The 22,955-nt window shown below is 68.9% G+C and carries 19 protein-coding genes and 5 pseudogenes; 9 read left to right on the plus strand and 15 right to left on the minus strand.

Annotation, left to right across the window (positions count from 1 at the left end):
- Positions 1–591 precede the first annotated feature (591 nt).
- Both IE321_RS34605 and IE321_RS34610 read right to left on the minus strand, forming a co-directional pair.
- On the minus strand, positions 592–1,146 hold the full coding sequence (locus IE321_RS34605; protein ID WP_190225805.1) for a hypothetical protein: 555 nt from the start codon (positions 1,144–1,146) through the stop codon (positions 592–594).
- A gap of 49 nt (positions 1,147–1,195) precedes the next feature.
- Positions 1,196–2,446, minus strand: a complete 1,251-nt coding sequence (locus IE321_RS34610) for an IS256 family transposase (protein ID WP_190225806.1) — start codon at positions 2,444–2,446, stop codon at positions 1,196–1,198.
- Between the two features lie 116 nt (positions 2,447–2,562).
- Here IE321_RS34610 and IE321_RS34615 point away from each other — a divergent pair, with 116 nt between their 5' ends.
- Positions 2,563–2,733: a hypothetical protein gene (locus tag IE321_RS34615; protein WP_226652876.1), complete on the plus strand. Its 171-nt coding sequence runs from the start codon at positions 2,563–2,565 to the stop codon at positions 2,731–2,733.
- Between the two features lie 150 nt (positions 2,734–2,883).
- Here IE321_RS34615 and IE321_RS34620 read toward each other — a convergent pair whose 3' ends face one another.
- The 3 genes and pseudogenes from IE321_RS34620 to IE321_RS34630 form a co-directional block, all read right to left on the minus strand.
- Entirely contained in the window at positions 2,884–4,233 is a 1,350-nt protein-coding gene (locus tag IE321_RS34620) for a tetratricopeptide repeat protein (RefSeq protein ID WP_190225807.1), read from the minus strand.
- 1,015 nt (positions 4,234–5,248) lie between these two features.
- Entirely contained in the window at positions 5,249–5,914 is a 666-nt protein-coding gene (locus IE321_RS34625) for a hypothetical protein (RefSeq protein ID WP_229916675.1), read from the minus strand.
- A pseudogene (locus IE321_RS34630) lies at positions 5,911–6,918 on the minus strand (hypothetical protein). The gene IE321_RS34625 and the pseudogene IE321_RS34630 overlap by 4 nt, the downstream one beginning before the upstream one ends.
- Positions 6,919–7,064: 146 nt before the next feature.
- Between IE321_RS34630 and IE321_RS43345 the strand changes: the two are divergent.
- Positions 7,065–8,127: pseudogene (locus IE321_RS43345) on the plus strand (IS630 family transposase).
- A gap of 337 nt (positions 8,128–8,464) precedes the next feature.
- On the opposite strand, the pseudogene IE321_RS34645 reads toward IE321_RS43345, so the two are convergent.
- The 4 genes and pseudogenes from IE321_RS34645 to IE321_RS34660 form a co-directional block, all read right to left on the minus strand.
- Positions 8,465–8,764: pseudogene (locus tag IE321_RS34645) on the minus strand (hypothetical protein); the annotation flags it as partial.
- Between the two features lie 79 nt (positions 8,765–8,843).
- Positions 8,844–9,713: pseudogene (locus IE321_RS34650) on the minus strand (IS5 family transposase).
- Between the two features lie 399 nt (positions 9,714–10,112).
- Positions 10,113–11,474, minus strand: coding sequence for a carotenoid oxygenase family protein (locus IE321_RS34655; RefSeq protein ID WP_190225809.1), 1,362 nt, complete (start codon positions 11,472–11,474; stop codon positions 10,113–10,115).
- Positions 11,471–12,124: a TetR/AcrR family transcriptional regulator gene (locus IE321_RS34660; protein ID WP_190225810.1), complete on the minus strand. Its 654-nt coding sequence runs from the start codon at positions 12,122–12,124 to the stop codon at positions 11,471–11,473. The genes IE321_RS34655 and IE321_RS34660 overlap by 4 nt, the downstream gene beginning before the upstream one ends.
- Before the next feature lie 288 nt (positions 12,125–12,412).
- Between IE321_RS34660 and IE321_RS42435 the strand changes: the two are divergent.
- Together IE321_RS42435 and IE321_RS34675 are read left to right on the plus strand one after the other, a co-directional pair.
- A pseudogene (locus tag IE321_RS42435) lies at positions 12,413–13,111 on the plus strand (IS3 family transposase); the annotation flags it as partial.
- A 142-nt stretch (positions 13,112–13,253) separates the two neighbouring features.
- Entirely contained in the window at positions 13,254–13,898 is a 645-nt protein-coding gene (locus IE321_RS34675) for a hypothetical protein (RefSeq protein WP_190225813.1), read from the plus strand.
- Positions 13,899–14,106: 208 nt separating this feature from the next.
- Here IE321_RS34675 and IE321_RS34680 read toward each other — a convergent pair whose 3' ends face one another.
- A complete protein-coding gene (locus IE321_RS34680) occupies positions 14,107–14,490 on the minus strand; it encodes a hypothetical protein (RefSeq protein ID WP_190225814.1) in 384 nt (127 codons plus the stop codon).
- A gap of 1,129 nt (positions 14,491–15,619) precedes the next feature.
- Positions 15,620–16,084: a hypothetical protein gene (locus tag IE321_RS34685; protein ID WP_190225815.1), complete on the minus strand. Its 465-nt coding sequence runs from the start codon at positions 16,082–16,084 to the stop codon at positions 15,620–15,622.
- 572 nt (positions 16,085–16,656) lie between these two features.
- Between IE321_RS34685 and IE321_RS34690 the strand changes: the two genes are divergently transcribed.
- The 5 genes from IE321_RS34690 (at position 16,657) to IE321_RS34710 (ending at position 19,272) form a co-directional block, all read left to right on the plus strand.
- Complete coding sequence (locus tag IE321_RS34690) at positions 16,657–16,917, plus strand: hypothetical protein (RefSeq protein ID WP_190225816.1); 261 nt, start codon at positions 16,657–16,659, stop codon at positions 16,915–16,917.
- 158 nt (positions 16,918–17,075) lie between these two features.
- Positions 17,076–17,624 (plus strand): SigE family RNA polymerase sigma factor, encoded by a 549-nt coding sequence (locus IE321_RS34695; protein ID WP_190225817.1) that lies wholly within the window; start codon positions 17,076–17,078, stop codon positions 17,622–17,624.
- On the plus strand, positions 17,621–18,193 hold the full coding sequence (locus IE321_RS34700) for a PASTA domain-containing protein (protein WP_190225818.1): 573 nt from the start codon (positions 17,621–17,623) through the stop codon (positions 18,191–18,193). The genes IE321_RS34695 and IE321_RS34700 overlap by 4 nt, the downstream gene beginning before the upstream one ends.
- Before the next feature lie 302 nt (positions 18,194–18,495).
- Positions 18,496–18,732, plus strand: coding sequence for a hypothetical protein (locus IE321_RS34705; RefSeq protein WP_190225819.1), 237 nt, complete (start codon positions 18,496–18,498; stop codon positions 18,730–18,732).
- 198 nt (positions 18,733–18,930) lie between these two features.
- Positions 18,931–19,272 (plus strand): DUF5713 family protein, encoded by a 342-nt coding sequence (locus tag IE321_RS34710; RefSeq protein ID WP_190225820.1) that lies wholly within the window; start codon positions 18,931–18,933, stop codon positions 19,270–19,272.
- Between the two features lie 24 nt (positions 19,273–19,296).
- On the opposite strand, the gene IE321_RS34715 is transcribed toward IE321_RS34710, so the two are convergent.
- From IE321_RS34715 to IE321_RS34730, 4 genes are all read right to left on the minus strand, one after another.
- The gene (locus IE321_RS34715; RefSeq protein ID WP_190225821.1) at positions 19,297–20,172 is read right to left on the minus strand and encodes an IS5 family transposase; all 876 of its coding nucleotides are present in this window, start codon (positions 20,170–20,172) and stop codon (positions 19,297–19,299) included.
- 185 nt (positions 20,173–20,357) lie between these two features.
- Positions 20,358–20,966, minus strand: coding sequence for a hypothetical protein (locus tag IE321_RS34720; protein WP_190225822.1), 609 nt, complete (start codon positions 20,964–20,966; stop codon positions 20,358–20,360).
- A 140-nt stretch (positions 20,967–21,106) separates the two neighbouring features.
- Positions 21,107–21,649, minus strand: coding sequence for a hypothetical protein (locus IE321_RS34725; protein WP_226652877.1), 543 nt, complete (start codon positions 21,647–21,649; stop codon positions 21,107–21,109).
- A gap of 62 nt (positions 21,650–21,711) precedes the next feature.
- The gene (locus IE321_RS34730) at positions 21,712–22,647 is read right to left on the minus strand and encodes a dihydrolipoamide S-succinyltransferase (RefSeq protein ID WP_308439735.1); all 936 of its coding nucleotides are present in this window, start codon (positions 22,645–22,647) and stop codon (positions 21,712–21,714) included.
- Between the last annotated feature and the right edge of the window lie 308 nt (positions 22,648–22,955).

The raw sequence follows: 22,955 nt of genomic DNA on the forward strand, positions 1-22,955 counted from the left end.
CGGGCGATGAGGCGCTGTTGGGCAGCATGGCGGTTGTCGCGCGGCGATGGCGGTCACGGCTCCGTGTTTCGCCCGTTCCGGGGCGGCTGGGGCGCCAGCTTCTGGCCGTGCCAGCGGCGTGCGCGCCGGTCTTCGGGATGGGGCGCACGCGTGTGCCGTGGGGTGTGCGGCCTCAAATATTTGCGAAAGCCACCCCCACATCCCGGCTAACGACTCCCTGGGTTACGACGCCCGCGTCCTCACCGAACTCGGGTACAGCCCCTCCGTCATCTCCCAGGGCGCCGGCGTCGGTGAAGCGGACCACGGTGATACCGACGGCCCCGGCGCCGGTGACGTTCTCGGGTTTGTCGTCGATGAAGACGGCGGCAGCCGTGGAGGCGGCCGAGTAGGCGATGCGCGGGGCCCTGGCGCTGGCGCACGCGGCGCACTGCGCACCCGGTGCGCACCGCTGACCGCACCACCGCACCGGGTAGGACCGCACCGGTGCGGTGGTGCGCCCATCCCGTGCGCACCCTGATGTGCACCCCGTCCATCCAGTGCGCCTCCACTCCGCGGTGGGACGCGGTGGGAGTAATAGTCAATACCTGTGGATCACGGCTGTCCGTTGAGGCCGAGCTTCCTCTTGCCGTAGGGGGAGAAGATCGACGCCCAGCCGGTCCAGCCAGCGTGGACCTGGGCGATCTGGGAGGGCAGAGGCATGACGGGAAGCAGGTTTCTGCCTTTGGCCCAGTTGGTGAGGAGACCCTCGGTGGTGTCCACGGCGGAGACGACCATGGTGACCTTCGCGTTGCCGTTGACCCAGGTGTCCCACAACGCCCACCCTTCGGGGCGTGCTTCCACTCCCAGTCGAGCACAGGCATGCGGGTAGGTCTCGTCGGTGCCGATAGGCATGGCCTCGGGGCGGATGATGGCCACGGCGGCGAGGGGAACCTGTGGGCGCTCTGCCTCCTCCTCCAAGCACCCGTCCAGGGGGAAGTGGTAGTGCAGCAGCGCCCGTCCCAGAGCGTTGACACTGCGTTGGAGCGGTCCCTCACCTTCGGTGTCGCTGGCGTACCAATGCTCGCCGGCAGCTGCGGAGGTGACCGCCTTGGCGAGCCGTTCGATCTCCCGCAGGTAGTCGAGTTCGGAAAGCTCTGGCCTGGTCATAGGGGGAAGTGTCGCATCGCTGCACCAGATCTGTGCAGCTGTTTTTCGCTCACGCGGCCTGCTCCTGGCGCTCGACCAGGACGCCGTTCTCGAACCGGGCCCCGGTGCGGACAAGGGGCACCAGGTGGGCACCAGTGATCGCGCGCCAGCGGGCCTGGGCGGACTCGACGAGCTTGAACACCATCGCCAGCGCCGCTGCTGGGCTGCCGGCGCCGCGGGTGACCTTGGTGCGGAGCTTGACGGTGGAGAACGTGGACTCGATCGGGGTGGTGGTTCGCAGATGGATCCAGTGCTCGGCCGGGAAGTTGTAGAACGCCAGTAGTTCCTCCCGGTCGTCGGTGATCTTCGCGACGGCCTTGGGCCACTTGGTGCCGTAGATCTTCGTGAATGCCTCGATCGCCTTCTCGGCGTGGGTGCGGTCCTCGGCGTTGTAGATCTCCTGCATCGCCTTCGTTGCGCCAGGCTGCGCGGACTTCGGCAGAGCGTTGGTGACGTTGCGGGCCTTGTGAACCCAGCACCTTTGATGCCGGGTGGCAGGGAACACTTCGGCGAGTGCCTTCCTCAGGCCCATCGCGCCGTCGCCGACGACCAGCTCGGGGTCGCGCATGCCGCGGCGGCGGCAGTCGCGCAGCAGGTCGGCCCATGACTCGGTGGACTCACGCAGCCCCTCCGCGAGGGCGATCAGCTCCTTTGTGCCGTCCAGCCGGACCCCGAGCAGGACCAGCACGCACGAGTGCGCCTGCCCGAGCCGGACCTTCGGATGGACGCCGTCGGCCCACACGTAGACGAAGTCGCGGTCTGACAGGTCCCGACCTTGGAAGGCGGCGTGATCGTCCTGCCACTGCCGGGTCAGCCGGGTCACCGTCGCGGCCGACAACCCGGCCGTGCCGCCGAGGAACTGTTCCAGGGCGGGCACGAAGTCGCCGGACGACAGGCCGTGCAGATAGAGCAGCGGCAGCACCTCGGAGATCTTCGGCGACTTGCGGCACCACGGCGGCAGGATCTTCGAGGAGAATCGCTGCCGCTCGCCCGTGGCCTCGTCCACACGGCGGTCGTTCACGCGTGGCGCGGTGACCTCGACGGGCCCGGCCGCAGTCACCACGGTGCGGGGCCGATGGTGGCCGTTGCGGACCACCAGGCGTCGGCCGCTCCCGTCCGTCTCAGCAGCCAACTCGACTATGTACTGGTTGACTTCCGCCTCCAGTGCGGCGGCGAGCATACGGCGGGCGCCTTCGCGGACGATCTCGTCGATCAGGAAGCCGGAGGGGGTGGAGCCGTCGTCGGTGACTACGCTGAGCACGGGCGTGCCTTCCCGACCCGCGCTGCGAACGCGGGCCTACTCGGTGACCATCACGGGATCATTCGGGAAGGTACGCCCCCGTGTCCCTCCCAGGACCGATACACAGGTTCTGAGCATTGCTCTGGCTGCCCTCGGACGCCTCCTATCACTGTGCCTACGCCGCGACGTGGGTCGGCACGAAGCTGCGCTGGGGCCTTGCCACCGATGAGGCCAAGCGGCAGGCGCTCCTCGGACTTGCCGAGAACTGCCCCGCGGCCCTCATCAGCTACGAGCCCGCGTACGCCTGACCGGCACAGTGTTCCTCGGCCCCTCCAGCTGGGCAGTCCTGCTCGAAGCCCGTCACGCCGGCCAGCCATAGTCCGCTGAGGGGCCGGGTCCCTTGTGGCGCGGTCAACTCGGCGGGCCGACCGGCCCTTGGGTTTACGCCAGGCAGATCTTCAGAACGGGGGTTCTTCGCTCCAAGCGGTGGTGGTCGAGGGCTGTGGCGGACGCGGCTTGTCCTGATGCAGGACGGCCACGGCCTCTTCGATGCGGCCGAGGTCGATGAGGTACTCGGCCAGGTCGTGGCGGTTTGCGAGAGCGTGCGGGCGCAGGACGGCGACGGCCTCCTCGGTGCGTCCGGTGCTGGCGAGCAGCTCGGCCATGTGTGGTGCCGCGTATGAGGTCATGCCCTCGGGGTGGGCGCGGGCCTGTGCGATCGCTTCGTCGACGCCGTCACGGGCGGCGATCAGCGGCAGCCGCATCCAGTAAAGGTCCCAGTACTCCTCGCCTCCGCGGGCGTCGGCGAGAGCGTCGAGGTGCGCCAGGCCGTCCTCGGGGCGGCTCTGGTCGAGATACAGGTCGGCCAGAATATGGAGGATCCAGTCGTCCCCGTTGTGGGCGTCGGCCTGGAGGCGCATCACGTCGATCGCCTCGGTCCCCCGGCCGTGCCGGGCCAGGAGCTGCGCGAGCTCGACAGCCTGGTTGGGATTGTGGGCTCCGGATCGGTCGGGCTGCCGGTATGTCGCGATCGCTCCCTCCACGTCGCCGAGCTCCTCCAGCAACCTTGCGAGCTGTCGTACGGCGTGCCCCGAGTCATCACTCGCCGCGGCTGCCCGGAGCTCGTCGAGCCGGCCGTGCCGTGCCAGCAGCGCGGCCAGTTGCTTACGGTTGAGCAGCGTGTTGCCGTCGGGGCGCAGCAGGGCGATCGCCTCGTCGATGCGGCCCTGGCGCTCGCGGATCGTGGCGAGCAGCCCGATTGCCGTGTCGCGATCGAGGCCTCGGCAGCACCACGGAAAGTCGGAACAGCGGTGCTCGGTCCGGGCGGCGAGCAGCGCGGCGGCTTCCTCGTCGCGGCCGGCCGGGGCTGCGACGTCGACCAGCGCCGCGGCGAGGGACGGCTCGCTGATGTGTGGGCGCAGCAGGGTGAACGCCTCCTCGGCACGGCCGTGCCGGGCGAGGAGGCGCGTGTAGGACTCCAGCGCCATCGGGTGTCTGGCCTCCATGCGGACCCGGGTGATCTCGATCGCCTCGTCGGCGCGACCCCAGCCCTCCAGCAGTTCGGCGGCGGCTTCGACGGCCGTCCACCAGCCGGTCGCCAGGTACGGAGCGAGCACCTCCAGCGCGTCGGACTGGCGGCCCTGCTCACCCAGCGACCGCGCCCAGGCCAGTGCGCAGAACCACTCCCCGCGTCCGGCCTGCAGCTCCACCACGTCGACATGGCCAAGTTCGAGCAGCCGCGCAACCAGCTCCGGCGGGAGGCAGCCGGACTGCGTCCGGGCCCGGTAATCAAGATCAGCAGCGTCCACGGCTACGCACCCTAGCGCTCGCCCCTGAACACCTTGCCGACCCCACCAGCGGCTTCGAATACAGCACAGCTGGCATGACGCCCCCTGCCAGCTGGTTCGAGTGCGTGGGACGCGAAGCGGCGTGAGGCGTACGCGAACGACCGGGACGTCTCCACCTCTCTGGTCGCGGTCACCGCACGCACCAACCGGGCCAAGGCCGACAAGGATCTGGCCGAGTGGAAGCCTCCGCTGCCCGACGCACACTGCCGGCACATCAGCGAGTGGACGGGCACGAAGCTGCGCTGGGGCCTGTCCGCGGACCAGGCCGAGGCCGACGCGCTGAAGGTGTACGCGGAGACGTGCGAGACCACCGTCGTGCACTACACCTCAGCACCGTAGCCGGCCCCGAAAACGCACAGTGCCCCTGCCGCCAAGCTCGCCCGTCTCGACGGCGCCACCTATCGCGCCGCCCTCACCCGCGCCGCCGTCGCCTTCACCGCCGTTATCACCCTCCCTGCCGCGATCACCGGTGCCTTCGCGGCGGTCCTGAAGTAACCCGGTGAAGAAGCCGAGGCGGCATACCGGCACCGCCGCTCAGCGAGACGGCGAAGGATGTTCGGGGGTTGGGAGGCAACGGAGCGGAAATCGGCGCTCAAAGGAGGTGGGCGCTTCTTGCTGAGTCGGGTGTCCGCGTGGATGGCGCGCCTGGCGCCGCATCCCCGGGTCACCGCGGGCAACGACGGCCGCGCAACCCGCGGCCTTGGCTTACGTTCTCGATTCGGCGACCGCCTGCACCGCTGTGACCTGCGAGGGTCATCGTTTGGGTCACTTGCCAACGGTCCGGCCGACCCCCGCAGGGCAGGACAGGGCTTGTGTGACCGAGAATCGGAGTTGGCGGGTGGCGCTCTCCTTGGTGCAGGCCGCCAGCAGGTGGAGGGAGCTGGTTGGCGGGGCGGGATCCCTCTTGGTCACGATGGGTGACTGATCGTGGCAGCCCGAATACTCAGTGACGGGACCGAGGGCTCGGCCTCCGGGGTCAGTTGCCGGTCAGGCCCCATGCGTCGAGCCCGCCGTAGATATGGGCCCTCAGGCAGTGGGGGGCGTTGAAACCTGAGGCGTCGCCGCGGTAGAGGGCGATGAGCGAGTCCCTGCCCCGCCACCAGGTGTCAGCGAGTCCCTGGACTTCGGGTACCGGCTCGAATCCGTCGAGGTTCAGGTCCTCGACGGCGCTGCCTTTGAGCTTCGTGATGGTCTTGGCCCAGTAGCCCGCGTGGCTGGCCAGTGCCAGGGCTTCCACCCATCCCTCTGTGCTGGCGTGCAGCGGCGTCCAGCGGTCGGCGTCGATCCCGAACTCACCTCCTGGCCCGATCATGAACCCGTGGGCCATGGAGACGCGAGAGCCGCCGGCCGAGAATCGCCATCCGTCCGCGGCCGAGCCCTTGGGGACACTAGCTTCCAGAACGCGTGGGCCGCCTTCGTATTCGGGGGCCGGGGGCAGAGCGAGACCGCCCCAGCGTTCCTGAAAGACGACAGCCCGGTCGATCTCGGCATCCGGAATCCCTTGCTTGAGCCATGCCTCCCGGAAAAGCTTGAGGTCGCGGTGGGGAACACGCAGCCCGTGTCCCTCGACGAAGAAGCGAGCTCGCCGGCTCAAGCCTTCAGGCGCCTGAGGAATCAGCGACACTCGGGAGTCTGCTGTCACGGTTGCTGCCTCTCGTGCGGAGCGGTCGGCGCGGCCGGGCGCGGCGGTGTCGACGGCTGTGGAGCGCGGGACCAACGGACAGGGTCGTCATCGGGGCCGCCGGTGAGCCAGGAACCGTCGCCCAGGAGCACCAGCTCGTACGGATTGCTGGCCTCCATGGTGAACTCGCCGCTGAGGGTACCCGTGCTGACGTCGACCATGTGGTGCCGGAACCACTTCTCCTGGCCTTGAATCTCACCGCCCGGGGTGACGATGGCCGGGTCCTCGCTAAGGTAGCCGCCGCTCTATTCCACGAAGGACTCCTCCGGGTCTTACCCGAAGGCTTCGACTGGGAGAGTGAAGAGTACGTCCCCGTCAAGGTGGTCGTGGAAGGCGACGTCCGTCTGCCCGTGGTCCACGGTCATGAACTGGTGCCCGGACGGAGCCAGGTCGATCAGGCAGCGGTCCTGCCATGGGTACGTCACGAACTCCGGCTCGCTGTCCGCCCCGACCGTGCCCCGGAGAATAACGGAGCCGTCCTGGCCCTCACCGATGTCGAGGTAGATGCTGCCGTCCACGGGATGCACGTGGTGGAAGGCGCCGTGCCCGACCGTCTCAAGCTCGCGGCGGCAGAGAACCACACCGCTGTCGGCGTCGTGCACGACCCACTGGTCCCCGCCCCCGCGGCCCGCCATCGCGTCCGGCCGGTAGACCCACACCGTCCGGCCATCCATAGACAGCGCACAGCCAGGCCGGTGGCCATGGCGTACGTCAGAGTGCGGTTCGAAGCCCGCGGCCCACATGAGGTCGCCGGCGCGCGTGAGGCAGACCACCCCGTTCAGCGTCGTGTACACGACCCGCTCCAAATCCTGCCCGACCACCGACGCTACGACCTCCTCGCCATCCCCCGGCTGGAAAACCGCTGCGGGTTCCAACGTCCCGTAGACGCTGACGCCCACGACGTAGGCGTGGAACCGCCCGTCGCGGAGACGCGTGATGACTTTCGGCGGCGCCTCAGGGATCATCCGCTGAGGCTAACGACCAGCTCAGGAACCTCAAGAGCCGGAGCGGTGTGCGCCCGAGCTGGGTAGGCACCGGCTACTGAACTTGATCGGGTGATGTCGGGAGGATCGTCTGACAGCGGTCTGCTGGCGCCGGTAGCTCCTGGGGAGTGAGATACGCGCAGGGCGGTGGGCTGACCGACGCCGAGAGAGCCGTGCGGGAGCGGATCCGGTTGCAGGCTGTCGTCCGCTTCGAGGCCGGGGAGACCAACCGCGAGGTCGCCGCCGCGCTGCGGGTGAGCGAACGGTCGGTGGAGCGGTGGCGCCGGGCCTGGCGCGAGCGCGGCGAGGCCGGGGTCCTGTCGCAGGGCTCTCCGGGACGGTCCCGGCTCAGCGAAACACAGATCGCCAGGCTGGATCGGGAGTTGGAGCGTGGTTCGCTGGTCCACTGCTGGGCGGACCAGCGATGGACGCTGGCGCGGATCCAGACGTTGATCGGCCGGATCTTCCACGTCTCCTACACCGTCGAGGGCACGTGGTGTTTGTTGAAGCGGCATGGCTGGAGCCGACAGCAGCCGGCCCGGCGCGTCATTGAGCGGGACGACGACGCGGTCGAGGTGTGGAGGAAGGAGACCTGGCCGTGGGTAAGAGGACCGCGGCGGAGCGCGGTGCCTGGATCGTCTTCGAGGACGAGGCCGGGCAGTCGATGACTCCGCCGCGTGCCAGGACCTGGGGCCGGATCGGACAGACCCCGGTCGTGAGGGTGCGGGGCCGGGGCTCCGGGCGGGTGTCGATGGCGGGCATGGCCTGCTTCAAGCCGGGCCGGCGATCCCGGCTCATCTATACGATCCGCGAATATCGGGGACGCAAGGACGAGCCGAAGGGCTTTGGCCGGCGCGACTTCCCCGACCTGGTCGTCCGCGCCCATATCCAGCTCGGGGGCCGATCCTGCTGGTCTGGGACAACGTCCGCCTCCACCTGACGATCGGCATGAAGGAATTCATCGCGGCGAACGCCGAGTGGCTGACCGTGTTCCAGCTCCCGGCCTACGCTCCTGACCTCCATCCGACCAAGGGCATCTGGGCGCTGGTGAAGCACGACCTGGGCAACCTGGCCGCCGCGGACCTCGGCGAGATCACCAGGGCCGTGAAACATCGGCTCAAGAAGCTCCAGTACCACCCTGACCTCCTCGACGGCTGCATCGCTGCCACCGGCCTGAGCCTGGACGGCTGACCGACGTCGGCGACCGGTTCCGGATCACGCATCCCAGCCCGCATAGGCCGTGTTTTGAAACTGGTGCACGATGGGGTCGACCGCGTTCCGATCGAAAGAAGCCTCGTGGTTGACCCCGTGCTGAAGCACTCCTTGCACCATCTCCGCTCTGTGCAGTCGCAGCGGCCGCCCGCAGCGGATTCCGTCGAGTTCGCTGACTGGCGGGAGGAAGTCGCTGGTGCCTTGGACGCGTTGGCCTGTGTGCTGGTCTTCGAGGAAGATCGAGTCAGGGCCAGAGCGGAGGCAGCCGCTGCTCGGGAGCACGCCATAGAGATTCGACGCCGGTGCGGGGTCGGGGCTAGCGAGCGCTGATGTTGCGGGTGGCCATCCAGACGGTGAGGTCGCGGGCGATTTCGTTGATGCTGGTCGAGGCGGTGACCTCGTGCTCGTTTCGGGTGGTGTCGCGGCGGACGATCTCATAGCCGCCTTCGTCCAGCACGGCCACGGACGCAAACCAGACGGGGTCGTCCTCGTCGGGCTGAACGACGACGAAGGTATTGTCGGAGTCGTTGAGGTCGCTGGTCATGATGAACAGGGCGTCTTCGGACGGGTCATCGACGCGGTCGCCGTTCTCGCTGTCGGCGCCGTAGTACTGAGCACCCGTCTGCTTCGTCTCCCCTTGCTCCGCTCGCTTTGGTCGCGGTCAGGATGGTATGCGGGAGCGACGGCTCCGCCGGTCACAGCCATTCACCGATCGTGGCGATCAGGACGGTGGCCTCGAAGCGGGCCGCGAGTTTGTCGAACCTGGTGGCCACTGCCCGGTTTCGCTTGAGCCGGTTGATTCCGCACTCAACCGCATGCCGGGCCTTGTAGTCCTCGCGGTCGAAGGCCGGCGGCCTCCCACCGGCCTTTCCGCGTCGCTTGCGGTTCCTGGCCTGGGCGGCCGTCTCCGGGATCGTGCACCGGATCCCGCGCTTTCGCAGGTAGGCCCGGTTGGCGCGAGATGAGTACGCCTTGTCGCCCCTCACCCGCAGTGAACGCACGCGGGGACGGCCCGGCTCGACGCGAGGGACCCGGATGCCTTCGAGGACGGCCGTGAACTGCGGGCTGTCGCCGCGCTGCCCGGCGGTGACCAGCAGGGCCAGCGGCCGCTGGCCCTGCTCGCAGGCCAGGCGGATCCTTGTGGTGAAGCCTCCCCTGGACCGGCCCAGCCCGTGGTCGTCGGGCTCGGTGCCGATCCCGCCCGGCGGTTCCTTTTGGTCCTGGCCGTTGAGGCGGGCGCATGCGGCGTGTTGATGGGCACGGCAGATCGTGGAGTCGACGTTCACTTCCCACGTGATGAGCCCGGCAACGTCGGCCCGGGCCTGCAGCCTGGTCAGTACCACCGGTCAGGTGCCGTCCCGCTGCAAGCGGCGGAAGAGTCCGTAGACCGTCTGCCAGGGTCCGTACTCCTGCGGGAGATCCCGCCACGGAGCACCGGTCCGACCCCGCCACCGGATCCCGTCGTTCAGCTTGCGTCGGCCTGTCGAGGGCCTGCCCATGACTGTCACCGGCAGCAACGGCTCCAGCACGGTCCACTGCTCGTCAGAAAGATCCCCTCGTCCCACATCTAGATCATCGCGATGCGCGACGAGGAGCGGAGCCCACTTCCAAAGCACTGCCTAGACGACGAAGACAGCCTCCGCATCGTACGGGCGGGCGCTGCAGCGACTCACCGGGTTTCGCCCAGGCACTCGGGGCTCCATCAGCCGGTGACGGCCCGCTCCCCGGGCACGTGGGAATGGTTCCTCGGTGGAGATCAGCCCTGCTGCGACCCTCCCCTGCTTCCTGTACCCGCGACGATGGCCCCCGGGCCAGCTCCGTCTCCACGTTGGCTCCGGCGGGCTGCGGGCGGCACACCAGTGTGCGTGCCGAGGTTCTCTGCCTGGACGGTGACGCTACCAGCGGCGTCTTGCGTCGGAGTCGTCACAGGTTCTGTCGATGGACAGCGCAGCGCGACCGACGGGCTATGGCGCCCCGGACACCCAGTTGCCATGCAGTCCGAGCGGGACCCGTACCGGAAGGTGGATGCGGGCGATCGGCTCGCCGCCGAAGTCCTGAGCCGCAAGGATCACCAGGTCGGTCGCGCCTCGCGACGGGTTGAAGACGTACGCCATCACATACCCGTCGTCCTCTGCCTTCGGCGATTCGGCCGTGACGAACACGCCTTCGCTCACAGCCGCGTCGCGCCCGAATTCGTGCGCCTCGACCGCCCCTCGCCGCAGGTCGTGTTTGAGGAGGGCGTTGCTGAAACCTTCGTCAGGGCGATCGTCGTCGGGGCCGGCAGGCGGAGCATAGAGTTCGACGGCTGCCGTGTATCCGTAGCGGTAGGGGCGCCCACTGTACAGGGGATTGAGGCGCGGGAACTCTTGGATCCGGTCGTCGAGGCGTTCCTCCTTGACCGTTTCGGCCGCCAGATCGATCGTCCATCGGTCGAGCGTGGGCCGGCTGGCGCCGATGTCCCGGAGGCTGATGCCCGGCGGGTGCCGTACGACGTCGATCACGAGCTCGTTCTCCCTTCGCTCGTGAGCGTTGAGCGTGTGGCCGACCAGGTGTGGCTCGAGCTCGAACCACCGCACCGCGCCGCCCTCGCGTGGCATCACCCCGACCCGGGCGGCTCGTCGTTCGTCCCAGGTGTACGGCACGCCCGTCGCCAGGTGCGCCGGGCTGAACACCACCGGCGAGTCGTAGAGCAGCACGAACCGCTCGGTCAGAGCGAAGTCGTGCATGTATGGGTTTCCGGGCACGTGCACGGTGGTGGTGCGCCGCACGGTGCCCGCGGCGTCCATCACGATGTGCTGCACGTACTCGGATCCGTAGAGGAAGGCGAGCGAGTGCAACTCACCCGCGTGCGGGTCGAACAGCGAGTGCGCGTTGGCGCTATAGCCTTCTGATGTGGCTCCCAGCGCGCAGGGGCCGACCGTGTCCAGCTCGTAGGTGAGTTCATAGGGTCGGATGCCGCCTTCGATGAGGGCGTAAGTGCGGCCGTCGATGCCTGCGATCTGGACGTTCGGGGAGATGTCCATGCGTTCGTCGATGGGCGTGCCGCGGCGCGGTTCGTCGAGGCGGTCGGCAACCATGCCGGAGCGGACCCAGCGGTTGCGGTACCACTCGGCGCGCCCGTCGCGGATCCGGACGCCGTGCACCATACCCGCGCCGAGGGTCCATATGTGTGCCGTGGGGTCCTCGATGCCGATGGGGTTGGGGCCGTTGCGCAGGTAGCGGCCGTCGAGGTGCGCCGGGATCCGCCCGGTGACGGGAAGGTCGTAGGCGGTGACCTCCTCGGTCACGGGGGCGAAGTTGCCTAACAGATAGCGGTTGCGGGTCATGGTGTCGGCCTTTCTATGGCGGACGGCGGTGCGCAGGTGGGTGAAACTCGTGTGCTGAACGCTCGCCCCAGCGCGGCCAGCAGCGCCTCGTAGCGTGGCCCGGCCTCGGCCGGGGCGAAGTGCCCGGCGAGTTCGAGGCTCACAGCACCGTGCGCTGCCGCCCAGAAGAGCTTGGAGGACTCGTGGGCGTCACCGGGCCGGAGAATCCCCGCCTCCATGCAGGCGTGCACAGCGCTGGCAGAAGCGCCGAACGCCGTCTCTGCGACGGCCAGGGCCTCGGCACTCGGCTGGAACCCGGGCACCGGCCGCTCGAACATCAGCCGGTAATAGCCAGGTGCGGCAAGGGCGCTCTCGCGGTAGACCCGCCCCAGCTCGATCAGATACGCCAATGGGTCCTCCCCGCGAGGGACTTGTTCCTGAGTGCGGCGCAGTCGTACGAAGCCCTCCCGGTACAGCGCGTCCACCAGGCCCTCCTTCCCGCCGAACATGGTGTAGAGGACCTTGGTCGAGGAGCCGACGTCGGAGGCGAGGCGGCGCATCGTCAGCGCGGCGGGGCCTTCGGCGACGAGCAGGGAGATGGCGCAGTCGAGAAAAGCGGCGCGTACGGCGTCCTGGCCGACGCGCTGCGCCTCCTGGTAGGGCGAGCTCATGGGTAACAATGTAGAACAAGGGAAACGCTGTTACCAGAGTTTGTTCGCGCCGTGTTTGAACCGGCTGTGCACCCGGTCGGCGTCGAAAAGAAATACTGGCCGGGAAGCCCGCTTCCTGCGCGGATGGTCCCTCGTCCGCTGACTCACGGGCGGGCGTGATTGCGACGGGGCGCGAGCATTCCGCTGGTTTCGCGTGGCGCCCCACAGGGTGCAGCGAGCACCTGAGGCTGATCCTTTGGAGTGGACACCCTGTCAATGGATCTTGATGGTCCAGGGAGGGATGTCCAGGTGGGGCGCAGGTCTCCGTATCCGGAGGAGTTCAGGAAGGACGCGGTCGCGCTCTACCGTGCCGCCGCCGGGAAGGGGACCTACGCGGCGGTGGCCGCGGATCTCGGCATCACCGCGGAGTCACTGCGGACGTGGGTACGCAAGGACGAGCCCCAGGCCGTGCCCGGACGCCGTGACACGGCTGGCGAGGCGGAGGAGCCGGCCCGGCTGCGGGCGGAGAACGCCCGGCTGCTGAAAGCCGAGAAAGAGTCGCACCTCGAGCGCGAGACCCTTCGCCGGGCGGCCGCGTATTTCGCTCAGGAGGCGAAGTGAGCCCTCGCCGCTGGGACTTCATCTCCGACAACCGCGCCGACTTCGGCGTCAAGCGGATCTGCCGAGTGCTCGGGGTGTCCCGCGCCGGCTTCTACCGCAATCTGGCCACCGGGCAGGCCCGCGCCGAGCGCCAGGGCACAGAAGAAGCGGACCGTGGCCGAGATCCGCGCCGAGCGCGATGGCGCCTATGGTGCCCCGCGCGTCCATGCCGAACTGCGGGCGAGAGGACGGCTGATCAACCGCAAACGCGTGACCCGGCTGATGCGGGCCCACCACATCGTCGGCCGGCACCTGCGGAAGAAGAAGCGGACGACGATCGCGGACAAGGCCTCGCCGCCCATGCCGGACCTGGTGATGCGCGACTTCACGGCGGACGCCCTGAACACCAGTGCCGTATCAGGCAACGTTCGCCCTGTTCTGATGGGTGGGTTGTCGCCTGGTAACGTCGCTCTCTTCAGCTGGGCAGCCTGCTGGAGTCTTGATGGGATGCACGGTGACTTCTCCAGATGGCGATGTCCTTGCAACTGCGGTGGCAAGGGTCGCGACGACCTTCGCCGGCATCACGGCCCAAGCGGATGAGACTGGGTGCGGCCGGTGCTTCGATGAAGTCGAGGCCGAGCTGCTGCGGACTCCTGACGTCCCGCTCCCGAAGGACCTTGTCGGCCGGGTCGCGCAGAAAGATCCTTTCCACTGGGACGACCAGCCCGCGATCATCCGTCGTGTTCTGCCGCAGCTCGTCGTGGTGCTCGCCGAAGACGCGGTCGAGCCCGCTCTCATGGCTCGTGGACTGGCCGCGGCGGGCTGGTCGCGGTGGCCCTGCGAGCAGGCTGGGGCGGTGGCCGGTTTCCTGGAGGCATGGTGGACACAGGTCCTGCGGATGGAATCGCCACCGACCCCGGCGTGCGAGGTCTTCGAGAGCTGTGTGACCGCGAGTTCCTCAGTCGCCCCGTGGCTCGCCCGCTGGGAGGCGGAGAGGGACACGGTCGCCCGCCACCATCTGATTGAGAGCGTCGGCTGGTGGTGGGAGGAGTTGGCATCCGACGACTCGCCGTTCACCTGGTGGTGGGGCACCGCAGCGGAGGAACAGGCCGCCTGGCACGAGGTTAAGACATGGCTGGCCGCTCAGACCCAGGTAACCGTGGTGCCGGACGGACTGTGGCCTGACCGGCAGTAGTGACCCCCGACGAGGCCGGGTTCAGGCGACATTCGCTCTGGCCACGGCCTTGCGGAGGTGCTGGTCATGCCGCGGATGGCAAGGTCGAGCTGTACGTGGCGATCCGGCGTGACCACTGTCGCGGCACGTCGATGCGGGAGCTTGAACGCAAACACTGCATGACGTGGCGGACGGTGAGGCTTCCACCGCGGGCCACCGCAGTGGACCGCTACAAGCTGGTGGCTGCGTCATGAGGCGCTGAAGGGGCTCTGGCTTCGATCTCCCGCAGCAGTCTCCCGTCATCGTCATAGAGCTCAAGACCGAAGCTCAGGCCGAACCGGGTCAGCAGCGCTGCCAGTTCCTCGAACCGTTGAGGATCGACAACTCCGTTCAGGAGCGTGTCCCCGTCGGTCGGGTCGACCTCGATACGGCACCAGCTGGTCTCGACCTCATACGACGCCCACGACGAACCGGATTGGGAACTCCAGCCGGCCCCGATGAACCGCTCGGCCACCCACGATGCACTCGGGGCTCCTGCCAGGCCGCCACACACGTTGTTGTTGATCTCAAGCCAGGCGGGATCGAGCGGCTGTCCCTCATCGGATATGTCCACAGCTGGATTATGAGGCAGACCCCGCAGCCCGTGATCGCACACGCTATCGACATCAAAACTTGTCCATGCTGATCACTGCGTCCCGGATCACACGCCTCCCGGACTCCTCGACAAACGACTCCCCAAGAAGACGTCATAGCCAGACCGGGCCGGGGGCGTCAGGGGAGTTTGGGCGGCCCGACGGTACTGCCCCCTGGATGACCTCCGGGGCGCCGGGCCTGGCCCGCGCACGCCATATCGGCACGGGCTGAAGCAGACCCTACCGGCGCGGTACGAGCACGGTGGGGCCGGTACCAGAATCCCCGGGACTATCCCCGACCGGGCGGCCCGCGCGCGGCACGGGCATGGGGCGGTCGGGAGCGGCGGTCCACTCCCCCGCAGCGGCGAGGCCGGCGGCGGTGCGGGCCCAGCGGTCGGGCGGAAGCCGGTCGGGGACGTCGGGGCCAGGACCGAGAGGACGGCGAGGCGGGGCGGTGCTCACCCGGCCAGTCTCCCCCGCGCTGACGGTGCGCCGGAACTTTCCGGCGGGCGGACCGCTGCCGCCCCCCGCGCGCGGCGAGAAGGGAAAGAAGGACACCTCTCCTGGTCTCCAGAAGAGGTGTCGGCGTCGGAACCGGCTGACCCACCGGCCCTGACCAGCACGGACGCGGGGAGCAGCCCGGAGAGCACGCAACCGGTGAGGCAACTGGTGAGGCAACCGGTGGCGCAACCAAGTGCCGGGCCGCCCTGGCGGACGCCGGGGAGCTGGGCGGGGACGGCGGAAACGGCCGGCGGGCTGCGGCCGGGGGGCGGTACGTCACCGAGATGACGTACGCGCGGGGCCGTTGACGTACGCGGCGGGCGCGGCCGGGGTCGTGGTCCTGGTGCTCAATGACACCCCTGCACGACGAGGTGCAGCTGGTGGCTTACGGAGTGACCCGAACGATGACCCTCGCAGGTCTGGCTTTGTTCGCGAGTTCCGGTTCTGGCACAACTTCCGTGAAGCCACGTAGACCGGGCTCGTGCCGGCCTCCGGACGAGCCGCTGATCTGCCGGTCCCTCAAGGCTGCCGGTCCTCGCGCCCGAGGACCGGCACTGCTTCTGTGAAGCCGAAGCCTGGACAGCGGTTCCGGGGGCATCACCGCTGTGCTCACTGGGGAGCGAGCGTGCCCTGTTCCGTCTCGTAGAAGGAGAGCCCCCGGCGGATGTCCTCGCGGGTGTACTGCATCGGCGGGAAGCCCTCGACGGTCATCTCGTAGTTCTCTGCCTCACCGGGCACCTTGAAGGAGAAGGAGAAGTTGCACGTCTTGAGCGTGGAGCCACCGGCGTGACCTGCGCCGAGCTTCTGGGTACCCAGCGTCTTGCCCTCGCTGTCGGTCACGCGGACTTCTGCGCCGGCTTTGACCTTGGAACCCGTCGGGGGCGCGCACGGCTTGCCGATGTCGGGGCCCTTGCCATCGGTGGACAGCAGCACAGTGATTGCCCCGCTGATGGCGAGACGATCGGCGGACGGCGTGGCCGTGGGCGCCGCCTCCTTCGGATCTTCCATCGTGCCGGAACACCCGACGAGACCGATCATTCCCAGTACCAGGCCACAGGCCCACAACGTTCTCATGCTTCCACCCCTTGTGACCTGCGGCGAACTGTTCCACGCAGGTAGCGTGCACCCTACACAGCCACGATCGGCGTGGTCTCACGGAAGTTGTGCCAGAACCCGAGAACGGGAGGCACCCGGCCTGCGGAACGGGCCGGGCGGCCGGCGCGGGGCAGGGGCGGCGCTGGAGCCGGGCGTGGTCCCGGTGGGCGAGGAGCGGCCCGGCTGGCGGGGCGGAGGAGTGGCCCAAGTACTGACCCTTGCAGGTCACGGCGGTGCGGACTGCGGCTTGGTGAGGCTGGTGGTAAGCGTGGCGGTAAGCGGCTACCAAGATCGTTCTTGCCCAATTGTGCAAGTGCCCGGCTTCCCTTGCGGGGCCCCGGGTCAGCCGGTGATGTCGAGGAGCTAGCCGTCGAGGGGGCCACCGGTCAGCTCCGCGTAGGTGCGGCCGGGCGGGGGTCGGGGGTCTTCGCCCCGATCGGTGCCGTAGACGTGGCAGTCGTCGTCACTGATGCCCGCATCGTCTCCCGCAGGGAGCCGTCCGAGCGGAGAAACGGGCCCAGGCAGCGGTCGTTGACCGAGGCATGGAAACGATGACGAGCGAGTTGCAGCGTCTGGTGCGGGCCGGGGAGGAGCGGCAGATGGCGTGGGCGGTCCACATCCACGGCCTGCCGGCCGGACCCGAGCGGGAGGAGGAGCTGGCGGCGTGGGCGGGCGTCTTCCGGTCGCAGGGCGGCACGGCCGAGGACGTCGAGCGGATGGCAACGTGCGTGTGCGGGCGGTGCGCCTCGCTCCGAGGTGCGGCGACGGCGTGGGAGGGCTGGTGGCGTGGCGCAGCCGGGCGTCAGGGCTGAAGCACGCCGGAGGGGCGGCTCCCGGTCGGGGTGCCGCCCGACACCCTTCCGCCCCGGCTGTGATTCACGTCACTGCCTGCGGCTCGGTGCAGCACTCGGTCCCGTTCCGCCGTCATGGGGGCAGTGATAGGGACGGGACGAGGAGAGGAGGTCGGCGGGTGAGGTTTCGCAGGAGCGGTCCGGGCAACGGATTCACGGAGTTCGTCGCACAGCGGTCGGGAGCGTTGTTCCGCACCGCGTATGCGCTGACCGGTGACGTGCACGTGGCCGAGGATCTGGTGCAGGAGGCGCTGGAGCGGGCGTGCCGACAGTGGCGGAAGGTCGCGGTGGCGGACTCGCCGGAGGCGTACGTGCGCAAAGTGCTGGTCAACCTGGCCAACGACCGCTGGCGGCGGCTGTCGCGCCGGGACGAGCGCCCCGGGCTGTCGGGGGTGCCCGAGACGGCCGACCCCCGGGACCGGTTCGGGCAGGTGGATCTGCGCGCGGAACTGATCGAGGCACTGCTCGGGCTGCCGATGGGCATGCGCAGCGTGGTGGTCCTGTACTACCTGCACGATCTGGACGCCCGGCAGGTCGCCGGCGTCCTGGACATCTCTTCGAGTGCGGTGAGGTCCCAGCTCGCCCGCGGCCTGGCCAAGCTGCGCGATTCCGTATCGGGCGCCCATGCGCCGCACACGCCGTCGGCCGCTTTCGGAGGTACGAAGTGAGGAACACGTCGTCCGGGCCTGCCCCGTTCGAGCCGGGCCTCGAAGCCGAGCTGCGTGCCGCGGTGGCCTCCTTCGCCGACGGGCCGACGGCGCCGGTCGTCGACGCGGCCGCGATCGAGCGAGCCGTCAGCCGCAGCCGCACCCGCCGGGCGCTCCTCGGCACCGCTGCGGCGTGCTGCGTGCTGGCGTGCGCCACGGTGGGGTTCTTCGCGCTGAAGCCCGTGCCGCCCGCGCCTGGCGCCTCCCCGTCCCCACTGGTGAACGGGGCGTGCACCCCGCTCGCCACCGGCACCCCCAAGAGCGGAAGCGCCGATGCGACTCGGACACCGGAGCAGGAGCAGACCGCGGAAGCGGGCATCGCGCTGCCGGACCTGGCCGGCATGCCGGTCGAACAGGCCGGAAGCCTGCTGCGCGGACTCGGACTGAGCTGCACGATCATGCGACACACGGACTGGAACGCTCCCGCCGGGCAGGTGATCAGCAGTCAGCCCCGCGGCGGCGCAGAACCGGTGGCACCGGGCTCGTCCGTCCTCCTGCTGGTCTCGACGGGCAAACCCGGCGGAACCTGAGCGACCGGGCCCTTCGGCCCGCGCACCGGCCGAGTGACCCAGGGGCCGGTGCCGGGCAGTCCGTCGACCGCGGCGCACCGGCTGGACGCCCGCCCCTCCGGGCCGCTGCTGGAACCGTGCCGCGCCGGCGCACCTTGGGCTTGGCACGCTTGGACTTCACCGGGGCCCGTCGGTCGCCAGGTTGAGGTCCCCCGTTTCCCGGCAACGCGAAGAGGGGCGACGTCCGGGCGATCCTGGAGAGCCTGCGCCGGAACGGCCAGTACCAGGCGCTCGTCGCCCGGGAACTGCCCGGCTCCCCCCTCGTGGTCCTCGCCGGGAACCACACCGCCCAGGCCCTGAACGCCCACGGGGCCGGCGACTGCGGGCACGAGAGCTGCGGGGTGTGCCGAAACGATCCGTCCTGGACGCCGGCCGCGCGCTGCGAGGTCGTCGTCTGCGACAAGGACGCCGCCCGCCGCATCAACATCGTGGACAACCGCGCGGCCGACCTGGGCACCTACGACTTCGAGGCCCTGGCCGATCCTCGCAGGCCTGGATGACCTGGAGGGCACCGGCTACACCCCGCGCGGCGTCGAGGACATCACCGCGCTGCTCACCGCCCCGCCGGACGAGGTGACCGACCTAGGGCCTGTTGTGAAAGTCCTGGTCACGTGAGGTTCGGCGTCCATGAGGGGCGTCGTTGTCAGTGATGCTGTGCATGATCGGCGCGTCAGCTTTTCGCGAAGGTAGGAAGTGCCATGCCGATTACAAACCAGCAGGTAGCGGGACACGCGTTCCTGCGGCAGATGTACGACGACTCGTACTTCCCTGATCACGTGGTCGACCGGGGGAAGGCGATCCTGCTGCGGCTGTGCGAGCGCATCGAGGCCGAGCGGCCGTCGGACCTGGAGAGCTTGTATGCACTCACCCAGGCTGCGACGGAGGAGTTCAACCTGCTGGACAGGGAGTTCGTGGCGGCCGGAAGCGGGATCGAGACGGTGGCGCGGGAGTGGGTCTGTGACGAGTTCTGCTTCGTCGCGTCGGCATATGAGTTCACGGAAGCGGATGCAGAGGAGCTGACCGCCGGCCGGGACTGGTGAACCAGGAGGGGAGGCTACCTCCGGTCAAAGCCACTCGTTGATGGCTGCGATCAGTACGGTCGCCTCGTATCGGACGGCGAGTTTGTCGTAGCGCGTGGCGACGGCGCGGTGTCTCTTGAGGCGGTTGATCCCGCACTCGACCGCGTGGCGCTCGCGGTAGTCGGCCGGGGCGAAATGCGGCGGCCGACCGCCGCGGGAGCCGCGCTTTCGGCGGTTGCGGGCTTGGTCGGCCTTGTCCGGGATGGTGCATCGGATTCCGCGTCGGCGCAGGTAGGAGCGGTTCTGGCGGGAGGCGTACGCCTTGTCAGCCCTCACGCGGTCGGGCCGGACGCGTGGCCGGCCCGGTCCGATGCGGGGCACGCGGACCTTCTCCAGCACCGGTTCGAACTGCGGCGAGTCCCCGCGCTGCCCGGCCGTGACCACGATCGACATGGGCTTCTGCCCCTGCTCGACGGCCAGGTGCAGCTTGGTGGTGAACCCGCCGCGTGAGCGCCCCAGCCCATGATCACGGGGCTCGGTGGAGATGCCGCCTGGTGGCTCCTTCTGCAGGTCACCCCGCTTGCGGGACCCGGCCGTGTGCTGATGAGCGCGGCACACCGTGGAGTCGACGCTCAGGTCCCAGACAATCGCGCCTTTCGCGTCGGCCAGGGACTGGAGCCGAGTGAGGATCCGCTGCCAGGTGCCGTTCCGCTGCCACCGGCGGAACAGGTCGTAGACCCGGTTCCACGGGCCGTACTCGACAGGGATGTCACGCCACGGAACGCCAGTCCGGACCCGAAACCGTATGCCGTCGATCAGCCGACGTCGGGGCCAGACGGGCGGCCGCCCCGCCCTGGCGCCCCTTGGCAACAGCGGCTCCAGCGCCGCCCACTGCTCATCCGTGAGATCTCCCCGACCCATGAACCGTGATCATTCACAGCCCAAGATCCACTTTCGATACACGGCCTAGGAGGGCTTTGGCCTCGTCCCACAGCCGGCCGCCGTGTCGGTCGAACTGGAGGGTGACCAGCCGGTCGACGGCCTGACGCGTCCGCTTCTCGGAGACCCGTAATGGTGGAGTGGGGTATTGGAACTGTCCGAATGCCTCAGCCCTGGCGGACCCATGAGGTGAACTCGTCGGCGAGACCAGGCGGGTTGGCGGCCTCGGTCTGCCGGGCGATCGCCTCGTAGTACTCCAACTCGTGGACGATCACCGGCACGGTTCGGCCGACAGATCTTTCGATGACGCCGGTCGTATGGAGGGTTCGGGCAAGCTGGCAGCAGGTCTGGCTGAAGCGGGCCGCGATCTGCTCGGCAAGTGGCCCGATGACTGAATTCCAGTCGACGAGGTCGGTCGGCTCGGCGTACCAAAGTCCGAGTTCGGTGATCCACTCCTGGCGAGCTGTGGCCCCGGCGGGGTCGCTGGTCAGGTTGCCGACCACAGTCAGCTCGTTCTGGATCCAGAAAGCGTAGTTCCAACGGGCTTCTGCCTGATCAGAGGCGTCCTGGATGCTGCGGCGGGCCTGAGTTTCAGTGTTGTAGCCGATCGTCACAGTCGGCTGACGAGGGTCGTCTTCCTCGTTGTCGATGAGGAAAGAGACAGCGTAGATGTCGCGGGTGTCGGCGGCCGGGATGGATGCGAGGGCCCTCTCGACGAGATGCTGGAGGTGATCGTTGAACGTCATGGTTGGCGGGGTCCTGTCGGTCAGGGTCATGAGTCCCACTGGTCGCAGTACTCGATGTGGAAGCCAGGTGGGGCCATTTCAAACCGTTCCTACCCGGGGCCAGACGCAGCCGCCATGGCTGGGCCAAAGGAGACCGTCCTGGACACCCGTCGATCCCTGCGGCGGGGAGGTCAGCCGCTGATGCCGATGGAGGATACGTAGGCGTAGGCGCCGTAGTCGGAGTCAAGGTCGGTGATGACGTCGTCCCAGATCTCGTCGATGGTGTCGGCGTCCTTCTTCGCCCACGCGTCGACCAGGTCGCCCCAGATGTAGCGGACGGTGAGGGTGCGCTGGGAGAGGGCCGGGCGGCGGCGGGCTTCGGGGACGTGGGCCTGGTCGACGGGGTAGATCTCCATGCGCTGGCCGCGGCCACCGTTGTCGAGGTGGCGGGCGAGCCAGCCGGAGCGGATCAGGTTCTCCCGCCGCCGCTCCCAGTACGCGGAATCGATCCTGTCGCGGTTCGCGGCGGTGGGCGACACCTTGCCCTTGCTGCGCATCCACGTGCGCAGGGTGCGCGGGGAGACGCCCTGGTCGCGCAGGGCCTCGCGGCCGGCTTTGCTGTCGAGGTACCGCAGCCGGGCGGACAGGCCGCGCTTGGAGGTGACCGGCGAGGAGACTCCCGAGGTGTAGACGATCCGGTTGAGTTCCTGGATGAGGGCTTCACCGCCCCTCATTCCGCGTGCTTCGAACCGCTGGAACTCTCCCCACCGTGACCACAGGTCAGGGGAACCGGCCATTATTTCTTACCTCCCAGAACGTAGGTGTCCTTCACCTTGACCTGAGCGAGGTCCCGGCCCTCTGTGAAAACCTCGCGCCAGTCTCCCACGAGGTGGAGTTCGTCCGTTCCGGAAACCTGCACCACGTGGAGGCCGGCGGTGCGGGCCTTGTGGGCTTTCATCCACAGGTTGGCGAACGCCTTCGACCGGATGATGTGCATCCAGTCCGGGCGGCGGATCTCACGGTTCGCACTCGACTCCCCGATGGTGGAGACGAACTTCGAGTACATCGCCTTCACGTAGGCGACGGTGAGTTCGTCGCCCTCGGCGATCGCGCTCCGGCGGACCTCGGCCAGAGCGCGGCGCATCTTCTCCAGCAGGGCCTCCGTCGCCCCGGAGACCAGGGAGCGGTGGATGACGGGCGGATCGGCGAGGCCCTGGCGGGCGCAGTCGAGGAGCTGGCGCAGGGTGGACTCCGTGACCCACAGCTCTCCGGGTTCCTGGCGGGCGCCGAGGGGGTTGGGCAGGTCGGTGTGGTCCCAGTCGGCGGGGGTGATCAGGTGGACGCCGGCCTTCTTCGGGTCGTGCACGCCGCTGGTGTCCTCGCGCAGCTGCCCGATCGGCAGCCAGCACTTGAGCGCGGACAGGTAGGCGGCGTTCATGTCGAGCGCGGTCACCTCGAACCGCTCCCCGTTTTTGGCCGCTTTGAAGATCTCGGGGTTCCGCCATTTCGGGCGGCCCTCCCAGATCTCGTCGGCGCCCTTCTGGGATTTCTTGTGCAGGATGCCGGCGGTGGGCGGGAATTCGGAGTGCTCGTACCGCCCGCCGACCCTGGACGACTTCATCAGTGCCATCACGTCCGGAATCGCCATCTTGATCAACGCCGCCTCGGCGGCGGCGAGGTCACCGCCCTGCTCCGCGAGGACATCGTGGACGCGGTCGGTGATCTGCTCCATCACCGACCCCGACGCGTAGCCGACCGTCCCCGTCCGCCGCACAACCGCAGCCGAAGCCGACGCGGGAGACGGAGCCGGAGCGGCGGCCACGGGCGCCGTGACAGGCGCGGCCGGAGCGACCGGGGCGGGGGGAACGTCCACAGGCGCAGCAGCTGAAGCGGCTGAAGCGGGGGGAACATCAGCGGGCACAGCAGCTGGAGCGGCTGGAGAGGCCGGGGGGACGACGGCCGCCGGGCGAGGAGCGGGCGTGGCTGCGGCGGTGGTGGCTTCGGCGCACTCCTCGGCGCTCAGGTGCTGGGGGAAACCGT

The organism is Streptomyces hydrogenans (assembly GCF_014656075.1).
Classification (GTDB): domain Bacteria; phylum Actinomycetota; class Actinomycetes; order Streptomycetales; family Streptomycetaceae; genus Streptomyces; species Streptomyces hydrogenans.